This window comes from Longitalea luteola, from assembly GCF_017356035.1.
Taxonomy (GTDB): Bacteria; Bacteroidota; Bacteroidia; order Chitinophagales; family Chitinophagaceae; genus Niastella; species Niastella luteola.
On sequence record NZ_JAFIQX010000010.1, the window covers coordinates 130,535 to 147,824 of the forward strand.

Annotated in this window: 12 protein-coding genes; 4 read left to right on the forward strand and 8 right to left on the reverse strand. The window is 44.7% G+C overall.

What is annotated here, in order from left to right; translation table 11 throughout:
* Nucleotides 1–10: 10 nt before the first annotated feature.
* From JUB15_RS28500 to JUB15_RS21640, 6 genes are all read right to left on the reverse strand, one after another.
* Nucleotides 11–1,540, reverse strand: a complete 1,530-nt coding sequence (locus JUB15_RS28500; protein ID WP_369411574.1) for an ABC transporter permease — start codon at nucleotides 1,538–1,540, stop codon at nucleotides 11–13.
* Nucleotides 1,541–1,582: 42 nt separating this feature from the next.
* Nucleotides 1,583–2,383 carry an ABC transporter permease gene (locus tag JUB15_RS28505; RefSeq protein WP_242696457.1) on the reverse strand — a complete coding sequence of 267 codons (801 nt, stop codon included), beginning with the start codon at nucleotides 2,381–2,383 and terminating at the stop codon, nucleotides 1,583–1,585.
* Between the two features lie 142 nt (nucleotides 2,384–2,525).
* On the reverse strand, nucleotides 2,526–2,906 hold the full coding sequence (locus JUB15_RS21625; protein WP_207514742.1) for a nuclear transport factor 2 family protein: 381 nt from the start codon (nucleotides 2,904–2,906) through the stop codon (nucleotides 2,526–2,528).
* A gap of 114 nt (nucleotides 2,907–3,020) precedes the next feature.
* Nucleotides 3,021–3,440, reverse strand: a complete 420-nt coding sequence (locus tag JUB15_RS21630; protein ID WP_207514743.1) for a DoxX family protein — start codon at nucleotides 3,438–3,440, stop codon at nucleotides 3,021–3,023.
* A gap of 75 nt (nucleotides 3,441–3,515) precedes the next feature.
* Entirely contained in the window at nucleotides 3,516–4,679 is a 1,164-nt protein-coding gene (locus tag JUB15_RS21635) for a serine hydrolase domain-containing protein (RefSeq protein ID WP_207514744.1), read from the reverse strand.
* A gap of 57 nt (nucleotides 4,680–4,736) precedes the next feature.
* The gene (locus tag JUB15_RS21640) at nucleotides 4,737–5,555 is read right to left on the reverse strand and encodes a helix-turn-helix domain-containing protein (RefSeq protein ID WP_207514745.1); all 819 of its coding nucleotides are present in this window, start codon (nucleotides 5,553–5,555) and stop codon (nucleotides 4,737–4,739) included.
* Between the two features lie 197 nt (nucleotides 5,556–5,752).
* Here JUB15_RS21640 and JUB15_RS21645 point away from each other — a divergent pair, with 197 nt between their 5' ends.
* The gene (locus JUB15_RS21645; RefSeq protein ID WP_207514746.1) at nucleotides 5,753–8,008 is read left to right on the forward strand and encodes an ATP-binding cassette domain-containing protein; all 2,256 of its coding nucleotides are present in this window, start codon (nucleotides 5,753–5,755) and stop codon (nucleotides 8,006–8,008) included.
* Between the two features lie 221 nt (nucleotides 8,009–8,229).
* Nucleotides 8,230–9,132 carry a hypothetical protein gene (locus tag JUB15_RS21650; protein WP_207514747.1) on the forward strand — a complete coding sequence of 301 codons (903 nt, stop codon included), beginning with the start codon at nucleotides 8,230–8,232 and terminating at the stop codon, nucleotides 9,130–9,132.
* 99 nt (nucleotides 9,133–9,231) lie between these two features.
* On the opposite strand, the gene JUB15_RS21655 is transcribed toward JUB15_RS21650, so the two are convergent.
* Both JUB15_RS21655 and JUB15_RS21660 read right to left on the reverse strand, forming a co-directional pair.
* Entirely contained in the window at nucleotides 9,232–13,722 is a 4,491-nt protein-coding gene (locus JUB15_RS21655; protein ID WP_207514748.1) for a DUF4979 domain-containing protein, read from the reverse strand.
* Between the two features lie 413 nt (nucleotides 13,723–14,135).
* Nucleotides 14,136–15,413: a hypothetical protein gene (locus JUB15_RS21660; protein ID WP_207514749.1), complete on the reverse strand. Its 1,278-nt coding sequence runs from the start codon at nucleotides 15,411–15,413 to the stop codon at nucleotides 14,136–14,138.
* A 170-nt stretch (nucleotides 15,414–15,583) separates the two neighbouring features.
* On the opposite strand from JUB15_RS21660, the gene JUB15_RS21665 reads away from it, so the two are divergent.
* Both JUB15_RS21665 and JUB15_RS21670 read left to right on the forward strand, forming a co-directional pair.
* Complete coding sequence (locus tag JUB15_RS21665; protein WP_207514750.1) at nucleotides 15,584–16,375, forward strand: DoxX family protein; 792 nt, start codon at nucleotides 15,584–15,586, stop codon at nucleotides 16,373–16,375.
* A 165-nt stretch (nucleotides 16,376–16,540) separates the two neighbouring features.
* Nucleotides 16,541–17,194: a hypothetical protein gene (locus JUB15_RS21670; protein WP_207514751.1), complete on the forward strand. Its 654-nt coding sequence runs from the start codon at nucleotides 16,541–16,543 to the stop codon at nucleotides 17,192–17,194.
* The last annotated feature ends 96 nt before the right edge of the window (nucleotides 17,195–17,290 follow it).

The window sequence follows — 17,290 nt, forward strand, 5'->3', positions numbered from 1 at the left end:
TGTTTATATGCTACTCCGTTTTTAAGCTCTTTACAGGATTTGTGAGCGCAGCTTTTATTGCTTGGCCGGTTACGGTTACCAGTGTAAGTATCAATGCACCAATCGCTGGCAGAATAAAGATCCACCATGAAATGGTGGTGCGGTATTCATACTGTTGTAACCATTGATGCAGGAAATACCAGGCCAAAGGAATAGCGATGGCACAGGAGATCACCACCAGCATGACAAAATCCTTTGACAACATTCTCCAGAGATTGAATACAGATGCCCCTAATACTTTGCGGATGCCGATCTCTTTGGTGCGCTGTCCTGCCACAAATGACGCGAGTCCAAATAAGCCCAGGCAGGAAATAAAAATAGCCAGAATGGCAAAAACAGTGGTGAGGTTGCCTATGCGCCGCTCATCACTGAACTTTTTCGCATACTCGTCATCTGTAAGCTTATATACGAATGGGCTGCCCGGATTGTATTTTTTGAACACAGGTTCTATTTTAGCCAATCCTGCCTGCAGTGACATACCCGGTTTTATCCGCACAGTGATCAAACGGGCCCAGTTCGGATTCAAATGAAAGATCGTAGGTCTTATAGGTGCATAAGGTGATTCCATGACCATATCTTTTACAACACCAATGATCAGATGGTCCTGGTTCAGCCACCGGATCGTTTGCCCTACAGGATCTTTAAACCCGGTGAGCTTAACGGCTGATTCGTTCAGAATAAAAGCGCCGGTATCGGATGGAAAACGCCTGGAAAAATCCCGGCCTTCTTTTATTTTCCAACCAAGCGTGTTGCCAAAGTCGTGTGACACGGCTATCGTTCCCGGGCTTACCACCAGCGCCGGATCCTTCCCTTTCCATTCAACAATATTATTAGACCACACTTCTGTTGGGGCGCTGTTTGATTGTGCCATATCCGCTACAGCACCGGTCGCTAACAGATCATTCCTTAAAGCGTCATAATGGCCATTGAAATCCGGCGTATTCATATCTACGGTGATCAATCCCTCCCGGGTATAACCAACCGGCCGGTCACTGGCGTGTTGTATTTGCCTGTAAACAATACAGGTGCCTATGATCAACGCAACAGAAACGGTGAATTGCACTACCACCAGTACTTTGCGGGGAAGCGTAGCGGTTCGCCCGGTATTAACCGTTCCTTTCAATACTTTGATCGGCTTAAAGCCGGATAAATAAAAGGCCGGATAACTGCCCGAAACAAGTCCGGTAAAAAGAGTAAACGCCAGGATCAATAACCAGAAAACAGGATTGCCCCACGAGATAGCCATCATTTTATCTGACAGCCCATTGAACAATGGAAGCGATAAGTGAACCATTAACAGCGACAGCAGCAATGCCAGTAATGCCATTATCAATGATTCGCCCAGGAACTGAACAACGAGCTGCCAGCGTAAAGAGCCGATCGTTTTGCGAATGCCAACTTCCCTGCTGCGTTTTTCGCTTCTGGCGGTTGACAGGTTCATAAAATTTATGCAGGCCAGCAGCAATACAAACACGCCTATGATCCCAAACAGCCATACCATTCTGATACGCCCGCCCACCAGTTTGCCCTCCTTAAACTCGCTTTATAAATGCCACTGATGCATAGGGTGCAGCAACAGTTCTTCTTTCGAAAAGGTTATATGAGGCGGTGGAACGTTTTTAATTTTAGCGTTTACTTTTTCTGCATCTGCATGATCATGAAGCTGCACAAATAACCGGCACATATGGTTATCCCACTGGGTTTGTGCATCTTTTATCCATCCTTCCGTATCATTTACATATCTGTACCAGGGCAGCAAAAGTTTTATTTCGCGATGGGTGGTATTGTAAGGCAGGTCTTCATATACACCCGCCACCTTCATTTCCATTTTATTATCTATGCGTACTATCCTGTTCAAAGGGTCTGCATCGTTAAAAAGCGCCCTGGCCACCGATTGCGCCAGCAATACCGATGAAGGATCTTTTAATGCATCCGCATTGCCCCTTATCATGTTCAGGGTGAACATAACAGGAAAAGCATCCTGCACCCACATACCGGATTGTGAGATCTTTTTATCGCCTACTGCAATGATATGGGCCGCAGAAAAGGAAACCAGTGCTACATGCTTAAAGTCATCTTTATACTTATCGTGCAGCTCAAGGCCCATCGGAATGGAAGTGGTCTTGCCGGTATACACCTGACTTCCGTTGGTTGCTTTTACCAATACCTGGGCGAGCCGGTCGTATTGGCGGTGATATTTGTCGAATGAAAGCTCGTCCCTTACCCATAAACCGATCACCAGAGCCACAGCCATGCCTGTAGCCAGACCAACAACATTAAGTACAGCGTACATTTTATTGTTGCGCAAATTGCGCCAGGCGATCTTAAGATAGTTTTTGAGCATGGTTCTGCATTTACTTACAGCAGCACCAAGAAAATGCCCGGATAAAACTAACTACAAACCATCAAAATATACATTTATATAATTCGCAACTGTTCACTTCCGATACAGGGCATGTCCGGTTTTAACGCAGAAAGGTTTTCCATTAATAAAAGAACTGTTCAGATACGATCTGGCCATCCTTTACTTCGTACAGCATGATCTCATTGATCTGAATCCTTCCAAATGGTTGTACTGTAAGATCTTTTTCCCTGACCACGGCGAAATGGTTGCCGGTAACGATAGGCGCAGAAGTATAGGTGCGGTGCACTGCCTGGATCCGGCTAACAAAGTCTTCGCCCTTTTTGCGAACGGCCGCTTTACCTTCTGCATAACCCATATAAGGCGATCCGGGCGGATCGATGCTTTTGACATTTTCAGCAAAAAACTCCTCCTGGATCTCGAACCATTTTTCCTGCTGGGCCAGTTCATTGAAACGGTCAGCTACCTCCTGTGTTGACAGTACCTTTTTTTGTAGTGTTGTCATTGTATTCGTTTATCCAAAGGTATTGTCGGGCTATCGCTTTCGCCGGGTGCCAAATGGACTTTAAAAAGGGTTAATTTGGACAATTTCTAACCCTGGTAACAACAGGCTCATTGTTCATAATTGCCATTGCGGTGTTGGCGCCTGTTTGAATTCAAACCGGCGACTGGCCGGTCTTAACCACCAGGAAGCAACAATTAATAAAACGTATATAGACTGAAAAACAATGCCCTGTAAACCAGCACCGATGGCGAGCTGTGAAACAACGGCGCCTGTCATTAAGAAAAAGAAACCGGCATAGGCCCACTCTTTCAGCCTCGGATAGCCGGGCACCAGCAAAACGACCACTCCCAACATTTTCCATGCCCCTAACAGGTGCATAAAATACATTGGGTAACCAAGATCACGAAAGCCAGCTGCTGTCCATTCTGCGCCCAGCAGTTGCGACAGCCCCCCGGCCAGCATGCCGGTTAACAGTAATCCAGTAACTATCCAAAAAGTAATCAGCCGTTTTCCCGATGAATTTTTTTGTGTCATAGTAAAGTATTTAGTTGATACTTTAATAATGACTGAGATGGACGAAAAAGGACAGATCGGAGAATATTTTTTTATTTAAAAATTCTTGCCCAGCGCCGGATAAATATACTGTTTACTTAACTCGTATGAACCGTTTTTAATATTCCACTTGTTGTAATTACCTGCAGTGACCACCGTTACCAGTTTTATCTTTTTATTAATAATGATCCGCTGATCGCCATTACCAACACATGCAATTACGTGTACCGGTTTATTTTGCAGCGTATCACTAAAAAGCCAGAACTGGTAACCATACGCATTCCCGCGGTTATCGCGCTTTATATGAGGTTGTACTGATGCATCCACCCAACGGCGCGGAACGATCTGTTTACCGTTCCACGCACCATTATTCAGATAGAGCAATCCAAACTTAAGCAGATCTCTCGAACGCAGGCGCAATCCGGAAGCTGCGGCATATTCTTTTGTGCCCGGGTAAATGATCCATTCGAACTTTGTAATACCCAAAGGCAGAAACAGGTTGCTGGCAGCAAATTCTTTTATGTTTTGCCCGGTTATCTTTTCAACAATAGCAGCCAGTAACTGGGTGGTACCGCCATTGTATTTCCATTGTTTTCCCGGTGGCTGTTCCATGGGCTGGCTTAATACATATTCAGCCGGATGGCCGCTTTTTATCATTTGTATTTCGCTGTTCTCGGGATTGTCGTATGGTACATCTTCATTCCATTTGAACCCCGAGGTCATGGTAAGCAGGTGCTCAATGGTCAACAAGGATTTGAGCCCGGTATCCTGCTTTTTATATTCAGGAAAAAATGCAAACACCTTTTGCGAAGTGCTTCTTATTTTTCCCTGCTGTAAAAGAATGCCGAAGCAGGCAGACACAATACTTTTTGTAATACTTCTAATATCGTGCAAACTGTCCTTTCCATGATCTTTAACGCCAGCATTGATACCCCATACCTCATCCTTACCTTTCCAGTATTTCTCATACACAAACCGGTTGTCCTTTGCAATTAATACACTGTGAATATTCGGGAAAGTTCCGTTGGCAACAGCTGTATCAATTTTATTGATTATGGTCGAATCGAAGCCAACCGCTGTGAGCTGCCCCATGGTAAGCTGGTCATCAGCACTATTAAAGGTTGAGCGTGTTTTTTGCTGCGCACGGGCGATGGACCCATGTAATAACAACAGCAAAATATAAACGGGCGCTATAGCCCTGTAATTAATAGATACATTCATACGTTGTGCAATCTTTCCGCAAAGTAAAGACAGGCCGATGGGTAAAAATTGTAAATTTTAGACATTAGCAGAGGAGGCAATCAACCGCGGCATCTGGTATTCTCGTTTTTTAAATTGCAAGGGAGATAACGATGTATATACTTTAAAGTCTTTTATAAAATGCGATTGATCGTAAAATCCAAGATGGTGGCAGATATCGGTTAAACTTCTGTCTGATCGGTACATTAATCGTACGGCATGATAAAACCTGCGCACGTTGAGAAACTCTTTCGGTGTATAGCCTGCACATTGCAAAAACTGCCTTTCCATCTTTTTATAGTACAGTTTGTTCTCAGCACAAAACTCAAATAACGATGTATGCTGATGAGTACCTTTTATGAGTGCAAGCGTTTGATGGATCACAACTTCCGGTGTGTTCGCTATATATAAAATCCTTTTTAAAAATGCTTCCAACTCATGTACACAGTGGCTTCCCTCATTGATCAGTTTTTCACCCAGTTCGCTGGTATTTATGGTTTTAAATATTTCATTGGCTGGTACTGCTTCATTTAACAGCTGTGATGTTGGAAGTTTACAAACAGTAAAGAAGAAAGCCGGTCTGAAACGAATGCCCCACATATAATTGCCCGGTTGAAAATTAGTAGTAAAGAAGGTATTCCGCTGCCCTAATACATACATATTCGTTTTAAATTCAAAAGATCTGCCTGTGCTGCTTACAAAGGACACAGGTGTGCCTAAGTTGATCATTATTTCAACCCGTCCGCCAGGGATTATCAATTCCTGCGTAGCCATTTGATCGGCCGGGCATTTAAACAGCCAGTAACATTCAATGTAATCGGCTAATTCTTTTGACGGCTTGTATTCCTGATAAAACATATTTTACTCCCCTTTTCAAATATCGTTTATCCGCGGCATTCCTTCTTGTTATATTTTAGTTTGGAAATCAGGGCAAATACATTTTGGAAACGCATATTATCATTTTTTTATATCATGCGCTTCCGTTCATGTAAACGTTCGGCGCAGGGATGGCCGGGCATAATTTTTTTTAACCGTTGGTAAAAAAATAAAACAGAATGGACTTTATCCGAATCAAAGGCGCCCGCGAAAATAATCTGAAGAACATTTCCATTGATATCCCTAAAAACAGGATCACCGTTTTTACGGGGGTATCGGGCTCAGGAAAGTCATCGCTCGTATTTGAGACCATTGGCGCAGAGGCACAACGGCAGTTCAATGAAACATATGATAGCTACCTGCGCAGCCGGATGCCGCATTATGGACATCCTGAGATTGATTCCATTCAAAATCTGAATGTGGCGATCATTATAAATCAGAAACGGCTGGGCGGAAATGCAAGGTCAACAGTAGGAACCGCGACAGATATTTATACGCTGCTGCGTCTTTTGTTCTCGCGTATCGGTGAGCCATTTGTCGGCTATTCCATGGTCTTTTCTTTTAATAATCCAAAAGGTATGTGTCCTGTATGTGAAGGACTGGGAACCGTTACAGACATCAACCTGGATGTGTTGATAGATAAAGATAAATCTTTGAATGAAGGCGCGATCCGTTTTCCTGCTTTTCAGCCGGGTGGATGGCGATGGACGCGATATGTAAATTCCGGTTATTTCGATAACGACAAAAAGATAAAAAAATATTCCAGGGATGAATTGCAAATGCTTTTGTATGCAGAGGAGCATAAACCTAAAAATCCAACGAAGGAATGGGGTAAGACGATGTTGTATGAAGGCATCATTCCGCGCATCAAACGCAGCTTCTTAAAAAAAGAAACGAAAGAATATAAACGAAATGAAGAAGCGCTGCAGGAAATATTTTACCGGCAAACCTGTCCGGAATGTAAAGGGTCGAGGTTGAATAAAGAAGTGCTTCGTTGTAAAATTCTGGGAAAGAACATTGCTGATTGCTGCGAAATGCAGATCAGCCATCTCATTGAATTTCTGAAAACAATTAAGAACAACCAGGTAAGATCTGTGCTGGATGAGTTGATCGCGCGGCTCACTCATCTGGAAAACATTGGCCTTGATTATCTCTCATTAAACCGCGGAACGGCATCGTTATCCGGGGGAGAATCGCAGCGCATCAAAATGGTAAGACATTTAGGAAGCAGTCTTGCCGGCTTACTTTATATTTTCGACGAACCGAGTATCGGCCTACATCCCAATGATATCGCCAGGTTCACAAACATTATTCAACAACTTCGTGACAAGGGCAATACAGTGTTGATCGTTGAACACGACCCCGACATTATTAAAATTGCCGACCATGTTGTGGACATGGGCCCGGGCGCCGGAAAAGACGGTGGTACTATTGTTTTTAGTGGTACGCTGAACGAACTGAAACACGCTGACAGCCTTACCGGAAAATTCTGGCGGATGCAAAGGACACTGAATAAGAACCAGCGGCTAGCTAAAGAATTTCTAACAGTAAAAAATGCGCGGTTACACAATCTGAAAAATGTTAAGGTGAAAATTCCCCGGCATGTCATCACGGTTGTAACGGGCGTAGCCGGTTCTGGAAAAAGTTCATTGATCAATCATGAGTTGCCCCGGCAACATCCCTACGCAAAACTCATCGACCAGGGATTTTTGCGTGGGTCAAGGCGTTCGCATCTCGCATCTTATACAGGCATCTTTGACACGCTTCGGAATGTGTTTGCAAAAACAAACCAGGTGAGTGCGTCCCTTTTCAGTGCCAATGCCCAGGGAGCATGTCCTCAATGCAAGGGCCTGGGTATGATCAGGCTTGACCTCGCTTTTATGGAGGAAGTGGAGGAAAGCTGTGATTTATGCCAGGGCACAGGGTATAAACAGGAGGTATTGGACTATACGTGGAATGGAAAGAACATTGTTCAAATACTTAAAATGTCTGTTGCAGAAGCAAGCGCTCTATTTCATGGAGCCGACAAAGAGTTATTGCACCGGATTGTAGAAATGGGACTTGGTTATATGACCTTAGGACAACCGCTCAGTACGTTTTCCGGGGGAGAACGGCAACGATTGAAACTTGCTATGGAATTTGATGAAGAGGGCCAGTTGTTTGTTTTCGATGAGCCAACAACAGGCCTTCATCCTTCCGATATTGAAAAGCTGATGGCTACTTTCCACCGGCTTGCGGATCGCGGCAATACCGTCATCATTGTTGAACATAACCTGGATGTGATTGCACAGGCAGACTGGATAATCGATATGGGGCCGGGCGGCGGTTCGGAAGGCGGACAGGTTGTTTTTGAAGGAATCCCATCCGATCTGATAAAACATGCCGGGTCGAAAACCGGTCAGCATTTGGCGCGGTATGTTACCATCACAACATAGTGCAGGCGTATGTTTACCGTTAAAAAACGCGGTCTGGGATAATGATGTCGGTTTTAAAGATGTTATAAACCCTCACCGTTCATGAAGATGATTTTGTAACCGAGCCGGTATGGCCTCGCGATCTGATTTGACCCTTCTGTAATGTCTAAAACTAATAAATTGAACCAGGCACTTGCATTTCTGCGGGCCGGCTACTAATTTCGCCAGTTAACCAATCAAAAATGTTACTACGAAAAAAGTTTCCCCTGTTATTGCCCATGTTGGCTGCACTTTGTTTTGCCAGCGCCTGTTCCAAAAGTTCATCCAACGATACCAACAATACTCCACCTCCAGACACCGGAACGGAACAGGAACCGGAACAGGATTATTCAAACTGCCTGTTGTCAGAGGTAAATTATGGATCTCAGCTCAACTCGCCATTCCATAGTTACCCGTTTACCCTGGCATATGACAGTTTGAAAAGGGTTAGCCAGCTATCAGGTGCAGGGGAGTTTAACGTTTATAATTACGAGACCGGAAAAATTATTAAGACCACCTACATCAACAGTATTGCCCTTATTAACATGGTTGCGCGTTACGTTTATACGCTTGACAATAATGGACGGATTGTTTCCAATACGACAGCCAGTTATAACAGGCCGGCATCCATTGATGCATATACACGACAGGACAAAACAATGTATGAGTACAATTCCGATGGTTACCTGATCGGTGAAAAAATATTTGCTTATGGCTCGGATCTTATGCAGGAGCGGAAGTTCACTTATCAGGCAGGCAATCTGGTACAGCGGGAAAATATTCACTATGCCCTGTTATATACGCCTGGTGTTAAAATAGGTGCAGATACGATCACTTATACATACGATAATGCGCCCTTGTTCCCCGAAGCAGTATACTTACATGAGGTTACCGACGTTAAGACGGGCAAGCCAAATAAAAATAATGTAACGGCCATACAACTTAAAATGTTTGATGGTACAGGCGGTATAAGGGACTACTATAGATCTATTCAATATACTTATGCTGTCAGGGGGAAAAGGCTCGATAAAGTTACAATGGCGGCTTCTACTGTAAAGGGGATTAGCATCAATGACACAATTAGCTTTAAGTATAAATGTGATTAGCCAACCGCGTTCGAGCCAGGCCTGTGAGATTTGCGGGGGCAGGAATTTCCTGAAACATAAAAAATAGCCAGGGAAGTAAAGTCTTCCCTGGCTATTTTTTTAATGTTTGATTATTTGTTTGGTTGTTACCGTCTTTCCATTGCGCACTTCAACCTGGTAAATACCGGTTGGCAGTGATTGCAGGGAAATGGTTTGGATAGAACCAGTAATGCTGCGTGTAAGTAACAGGTTGCCTTTGAGGCTGTAAACCTGTACCATGGCGCCAGGTACTACTGTGCCTACCTGAATATTCAAACGGTCTGTTGCCGGATTGGGGAACAGGATGATGTTGGCGGAGGCGGTTTTGCGATTCGCATCGTCAATTACCTCGGCGGTGGCATTGGTAGCCATACGCGCTTGTTGCAAAGCAGTTGGCTCAGTACCAAAGATCAATTGTCCCTTGTAATAAACGGTTATACGATCGTTCACCGCCAATGCCGCAGGCGATTTCCATGAATGGTCATTCGTGAATGTAAAGTTCGACCAATCAGATTTTGCTATGCGGTATTGGATATTACCGGTATTGCCTGCAGGGTACAGGTTACCCAGCGTTGGATCTATCCTCACCTCAAAGTACTTATCGGCACCGGTTGCAACAGGACTTACTCCCTTGAAACTGGTGATGATATTGTTCTTACCGAGGTTGGCATAATCAACCCATGCATTCAATGCAGCTGTTCCATCGGCTGTAAACCAGTAACGAACACTCAGGTCGCCGTAAGATACGGGCACATTGCCTTCGTTGTTGATGGTCAGCACAGTGTGGATAGTATTTGCGCCACCATGTTTGGTAGATGAATAAGCTTTGATGTTCACCTCAGGCCTTACGGCTGCGGGTTCTACGCCCCATACCAGTTGCCCATTGCGGTACAATGTGATGTGGCTATTGTCTGCAAAGGTTTTGTTATTCACGTATGAGTAGTCATCTGTTTCGTCGAGGTTTGCCCAATCAGTATTGGCAAATCGAGACTGAATAATACCTGAATTTCCGCCGGCAACCAGGTTGCCCGCTGATCTATCGAAACTGTATTCAATATAACCATAAGCACCGGCGCGGGGCGTATCGAGCTGCACATATTTCATTTTCACATTGGTTTTACCCAGTTGCGCATAATCGATCCAGGTATTGATACCAGCAAAGTTCTCGGCAGTGAACCAGTAACGGGCAGTTAACTCACTATACGGTATAGTAGCAGTTCCCTGATGTACCAGTTTCAGGTGTGGTTTGATGCTGTTATCATCAGTCTTTCCTTTGTCGCCATCGAGCGATTGTACGGCTATCTGCAGCGGTGCAATGTTCAGCGTGCGTGCAACAGGTGCTGCAGGCAGGTAAGCCGAATCACCCAATTGAGAAGCGGTAATGATCACTATACCATCCCGGTTGATCTTAACTACGCCATTATTGATAGTAGCAATGGTTGAGTCAGAGATGGTGTAGGTAACAGGCAGGCCCGAGCTGGCGGTAGCATTGAGCACAACAGCTGTGGTATCGCCTAATAATACAGCAGGCAGCGAATCGAAGCTGATGCTTTGTTCAATATGGGGTAAAGTTTTCTTCAGATCTTCTATTGATCGCACAGTTTTTACCCACTCTATCGCATAATTGGCTTCACCGGAAGTGATATCAGCCACCTTAAACTGGAAGGTAGTGAGTTGGGTACCCCTGTCCTGCGGCAGTTTGGCAGCTGAAGCACCGAAAGCACCTTTTGTAAGATCATAGTAGTAGATATCATCACCTACCATGCCAGTCCACTTATTGGAGCCATTGCCAAAGGAACCCAGGTTGGTATCGAAAATGATATTGGCCACCTGTGGTTTTTTCACCCGGATGGCAACGATGGGATAATTGTTGGGTAACAGTTTGGCGCCGGCGGTTCTCTTTACATCGCCGCGGCCTTTACCGTTCGACTGTTGAACCAGGCTAACTACCAGCTTCCCATTCTCAACGGTTGCGACGGAACCACTGGTTGCAGCAGCCCAGCCATCGTTACTACCAATGAAGTTGTCATCGATCAAACCGCTGATGGTATCGCGGATGATAAGCGTACGTGCAACTGATGTTGCAGGCAGGTATGCAGTATCACCAGGTTGTGAAGCGGTAATGATCGCAGTACCATCGCTCTTAACAATCACTGTATTGTTGACAATTGTAGCAATTGTAGTATCGGAAATGGTATAAGTAACCGGCAGGCCTGAACTGGCAGTAGCTTTCAGCACAATAGCTGCGGTATCACCGAGTATTACAACAGGCAGCGAGTCGAAAGTGATGGTTTGCGGAATATGCGGAACCTTTGGTTCCTGCAGATCAGCAACCGATTTCACTGTTTTTATCCATTCTATCGCATAGCTGGCTTCCCCGGAGGTAACATCGGCCACTTTGAATTGCAAGGTGGTTAACAGAGTCGGCCTATCCTTACTGAGGTACGTAGGCGCAGAACCGAATCCTCCTTTGGTAAGGTCGTAATAATAGATGTCATCACCCACTTTGCCCGTCCACTTGTTTGCGCCATTGCCAAAAGCACCCAGGTTGGTATCGAATGTGATATTGCCTGTCTGCGGTTTTTTGAACTTGATGGCAAAGATGGGGTAGTTGGCAGGGGACAGCGTGTCGCCGCCTGTTTTCCTTACATCCCCACGGCCTTTACCGGTTGACTGGGGAACCAGCGTAATTACCAGTTTTCCATCCTCAACAGTGGCCTTTGAGCCGCTGGTAACCGCCGCCCAGCCATCGGCTGTAGCAGTAAAGTTATCGTTGATCAATCCGATAGTGGTATCAACCGGCGTTGCTGTGCTGTCTTTCGGATAATCAGGTGCATTGTTGATGTAGAAGAACAAAGAGCCATAGCCAGGATTATCTGCACCGTTAGGGGCTCCTTCGGGGCCCATGGCTTTTATTACTTGCAATGTCCAGGGCATTTGCAGTCCCTTGCGAACAACATAATGGTTATATGCAAGTTCAAATACGGGTCTGAACTGGCCACGGCCATTGGCAGAAATTGCCTCGGGTGTGTAATCACTGTAGTTTTTTTCGCAATAGTCGTACGCTGTCTGGTACTCTACGTTCTGACCCAGGTTATATTTGGCGGTATACTCGTAACCACGCATCATGGCATTACCAGAAGCAGAGTAAAGATCAACGCCCTGCTTAATGCCCATTTCAGCCAGTTCGGCCATTGAGCCCAATGCCAGCATTACGTGCGGCTGATCGCGGTTGCTTTCCTGCAACTGACCGGCAGCAGTCAATACATAATTATCGATACTGCCATTACCTTCGCCATGGTAAAAGTAAGTCACCACCCGGTTGAACATGTCGGTATCATTGCTATAAATGGCAATGGCCATCAAAGCTTTCATACAGATAATGTCCCAGTTGCCATGAGAACAGGGTTTGAAGTTTTGCAGCACGGGATAAAACACCTGCTTCAGCATGGTTGCGCATTGCAGTTGTTTTTCCACCGGCCATGCTGAATACGTGTAGCGCATGAGCTCGGCCGCATTGGCCAGCATAAAACCATACAGGCCGTTCAATTCGGCATCAGTACCGGTGATACCGGTAGTGGTAGCAGCATAAGCATCGATTATTTCGACAGCTTTTCTGGCATGTGCTTCATCACCCGAGATGTTATACATGAGGGCATTGTAATAAGCTGCCAGAAAATCGCTTTCCACGCCATTTTTAATAGTGCCGCCATTTACACCGTTCACTGTAACCGTAGCGTCACGGGTAAGTAACTGGTAAGGTCCTGCCATTCTGTAAGAAGCAGAAGAACGGGTGGAAGTTTGCAGCAACTGGTAGCTTTGGTATGGACGCCCGGTCTTGTTAGCCACAAAACCTTTCATCCTTTCCAGGTCGGCCTTATTGTGCAACAATCCGGGATGCACAAAAGTTCCGGTGAAAGAGAAAGAGGGCGGGTTGTTAACGCCTACATACGCCCGCAGTTCGTCTACCGATGCAAAGGTCTTAACCCAGTCTACTTCATACTGGATATCATTCGCAGCTATTTCTGCGGATGTTAATACCACATCGGCCACCTTGAACTGGAATGTTGTTAAGGTGGTAGCGCCGCCCTCGGCTAATGTGGTAGTACCCAGGGTGCCCGTAGCAAGGTTCCAGTAATAAACATTGCCACTGGCCGAAGCTATTTTGGTGGCATTGTTATTGGTACCATTGTACGACCCCAGGTTGCTGTCGAAGAAAAAGTTACAGCGGGGCGGTTTGTTGAACTTGATAGCCACGATCGGATAGGTGCTACGGTTCAGGGTTACGCCGCCTGTCTTTTGAAAGTCACCCCGGTATTTGCCTGACGACTGACGAGCCATCGTTACTACAAAACGGCCGTTCACAATCTGTCCTGTAGATCCGGCAGTAGCGGCTTTCCAGTTGTTGGTGCTGCCGGTTGAGAAATCATCATTCAGCAACCCGGTTTGGGCCCACGATCGTTGCACAAAAAGCACGAGCACAAAAAGCAAAGTTGTTTTCATCTTCATGGCAATGGATCGCAGCCATTTTTGCTTCAACAGAAGCGCATTACTCAAAACGGTAATCTTCATGTCTGAGGGGTTTGGATATTTCATGGGGTTTAGAAAATACACTTACATATATGGTTTCGCACTGTCAATGCGCCGTTGGATATTGTCAATACAGTGCGACCACCGCTCTATTGAACATACCAATTCGGATGATAGCTGGGGCCACCTTCTGCAATAACAGTACATATACTGTCCGCCGACCTGGCTGTAAGGGGTAAATAGTAATTAAATTTATTTTTTATCTGTTGCCAATCGCATGCAACAGAGGCGCGTTTCGTGTCGTATTTTTACCACACTTGTGAATTGATAAGCAGTTAATGCCCGCCGGGCATCGAGCCGCAGGCGGTAGAATAACCTTAGCCGCTCCATTCCGGCAGCAGATATTATAAGTTAGTGCTGGCGAGGTGATCGGTGCAGATCAACTGTTGCTGTTTTCAAAATTCATTTTTATATACAATTTTTCCATCCAGCCCGGTTACATCGAGGTTATCCACTTCACATAATCCATTTGAAATAAAGGCGAGGCCTGAAATGTATTTGACCCGGTCGAAGCCGGGCGCCGAAAAAACTTTTTTATTATTAATGTATATACTTACGATATTATCAGTTGAAGCAATTTCTATATCTGTCCACTGATTTACATCAACAGTCAGTGCTGTCAGATCGGCTTCATTTCCTTTTATTTCCCGGCCAAGCAACAGGGCAGCCTTGTTGGCGCACCCTTTATTAGTCATTTTCATCAGCATGAAATAGCCCTGGCAAAATAGTTCAAGGGTAATGTAAGGACACAAACTATTTCTTACTTCGTTCATTCGTATCCTTGTCTTTAACCTGAAATTGTTTGATCGCACCGTCATTTCACTGGGAAAATACGTGTAATGGTATAATTTGTCTTTGGTGATATCTATGTTGTTTTCTTTTACCGCTTGCGCATTTAACCCTAATATGCCATTATCTAAATACTTAGCTGTTTTTATATACTCAGGAATGTAATTGGCAATATTATCTATGGCATAAAAAAACCACCTGTCTGTGGGGATGTGCACATCAATTGTTTTGATAATTGAATCGTTGGCTATCAGCCTGGCGATATGATAGCCGGGTTCGTAGTAGATGTCGGTAATGGTATGCGTATTCTTGTAGATCCTTTTCCTTCTGTTCTTATCCCATGACTGCTGGATAAAAAAACTGTCTGCCTGTACCTGGTCAATATCATAATTGAAGATTACCGTATTGGGCATATCGTTCAGGGTAGTTCGCTGGCAGGAAAATTTGGCTTTTTCCGCATGTAAAATACTGTCGGGCCTCGATTTAAATAAGAAAAGTCCCAAAATCACAATTACCACGAGTATAGAAGCAGTAAAATAAACCAGTTTGTTCTTTAGTATTTTGAATCTATTCTTTCTTTTACCGGAAGAAAAAATTTCTTTCCCAGAATTTATGACTGCAGACCTCGAAGTTTTAAGATCCTGCCATGTTTTATGATCGAAATAATTGGCGATCGCATTAAGGGTGGCTACCTGGGGGAGCCGGCTAAAATCGCCCAGCGCAAGTCTTTTAATGGTGGTGCCGCTTATCAGGATGCCCGACCTTTTTTCGATCTCGGTTGAGATATAGTCAAAGTCGCGTTGGGTCATTTGGGCGGTATTGGTATAGCCGCTTTTGTTAAAGACCTCCAGAATAACATCCTTTACAAGCTCGCGTTCATTCATGATAATTAGATAGATGATAAAGTTAGGTTAGCCGCACACAAATTCAAGTTTGTTTGTTTTTGCAGGCTTTTGTCGGGCTTTTGGTTTGCGCCGCTCCGTCATAAATGTTTATTTGCCATGTGTTTGTATCTCACCCTCCGCAAAACATTTTTAAATTAAATATTCAAATCGTGAAGCATCTATTAGTTACCGGCCGCATATTTTTCGGCATTTGTATAGCAGGAATTGGCGTCCTACATTTTTTTTATCCGGGCATCCGGCCGATCATTATACCTGATCTGACAAATATACCTTCCGGATTATACTGGATTGTATACCTCACGGCTTTATTATTAATTACTACAGGTCTGCTGATCATTATTGGTAAAAAGTTTCATACAATCTCCCTGATAATGGGAGTGATCTTTTTAGCATTATTCCTGTTCGCGCACTTACCTGTATTTTTACCCGCAGGCCCTGAGAACAGGGATCTTTGGATAAACCTGAATAAGATTTTGGCATTGAGCGGCGGCTTTTTCCTGATCTCGACAATCAACGCGCCCCGGCCTGGCAACCCGATTTTGAGCTCGTTGTATAAGCTGGCGCCGATAGGTATGTACTTATTTGCAATCATGTTATATAATTTTTCGGTGGCGCACATTGTGAGTTTGAGTGGACTAAGCACCCTGGTGCCGAAATATATCCCGTTTCCCAAATTCTGGACATTTATGGGCGGTATTGCATTGATGGGCTCAGCTATTTCCATTTTCACCAGGTATAAAACGGAAAAAATTACTCTTTTACTGGCAGCCGTATTATTTATCTGGCTGCTGTCACTGCATCTTTATTATGCTGTTCGATTTCCGCAATGGAAGGAGGGCGAAAATTTTATTGGTGTGATCACCTGCATGGCGTTTTGTGGCATTGCTTTGATCATATCTCAAAGGAGGCCAGAAAATAATGCTGGCAAAATTTCATCCTGAACGAACGCCGCCCTATATCTCGAGTATGGCATCGTGATGGCTCTTGCTTTGACTGGGACACCTCGCGCTTAACACAATTTCAATTGAAGTAAGCTGAAATAAAAAGAGACAAAATGGACAACAAACAGGGATATCACCGTAAATAGATTTGTTAAAAATTAAATTATGAAACAGCTAGCTTTTACAGTTGTTATGATATTTCTGTTTACTTATCCTGTTGCTGCTCAGGAAGAACCAAAAACATTACTGGGTACCTCACACGACAAAGTGACCACCTTTTACTGGGGACCGGATTTAAAGTGGCATTTTCATGGCTCGCGGATGGAGGAAACCGTTTCCCCGGTTTTGGGAGCCAGCCTGGGCGTGATCGTTAACAGAAAAGTGATCCTGGGCATCGGGGGCTGGGGTAAAGTAACCAGAACTTCTTTTTATGGCCACTACATAGGTAAAAACGACGGACAGATCATCGACAACCCGCATCAGAAAATGGCAGTCGGTTATGGATATGGCGGCCTGGTGTTGGGGGTGGTATGTAAATCTAATCGTTCTGTACATGCTACTTTCACCTCCGTTTTTGGTGTTGGCAGTAGTAATGAATACGTTATTGAAAGCGATGGCGATCATGGCACAACCTTTAATTCACCTGGCTTTGGGATCATTGAACCTATGCTGAATATGGAAATGAACCTCACCAGGCAACTCAGGGTACACGTTGGATTAGGTTACCGGTGGATTGCTGCGCGGCGTTTTGAACAGCTCAGCTCCGGTGATCTGAGTGGGCTAAGCTTACAAACTGCGATAAAGATCGGTCGTTATTAACACCCCATATAACAGGTTACGCATATCACTTTCCAGGTTCCAGCTGTCAAATACAATTCAAACACTGAAGTATTTTAGGTAAATTGCCATGTATAG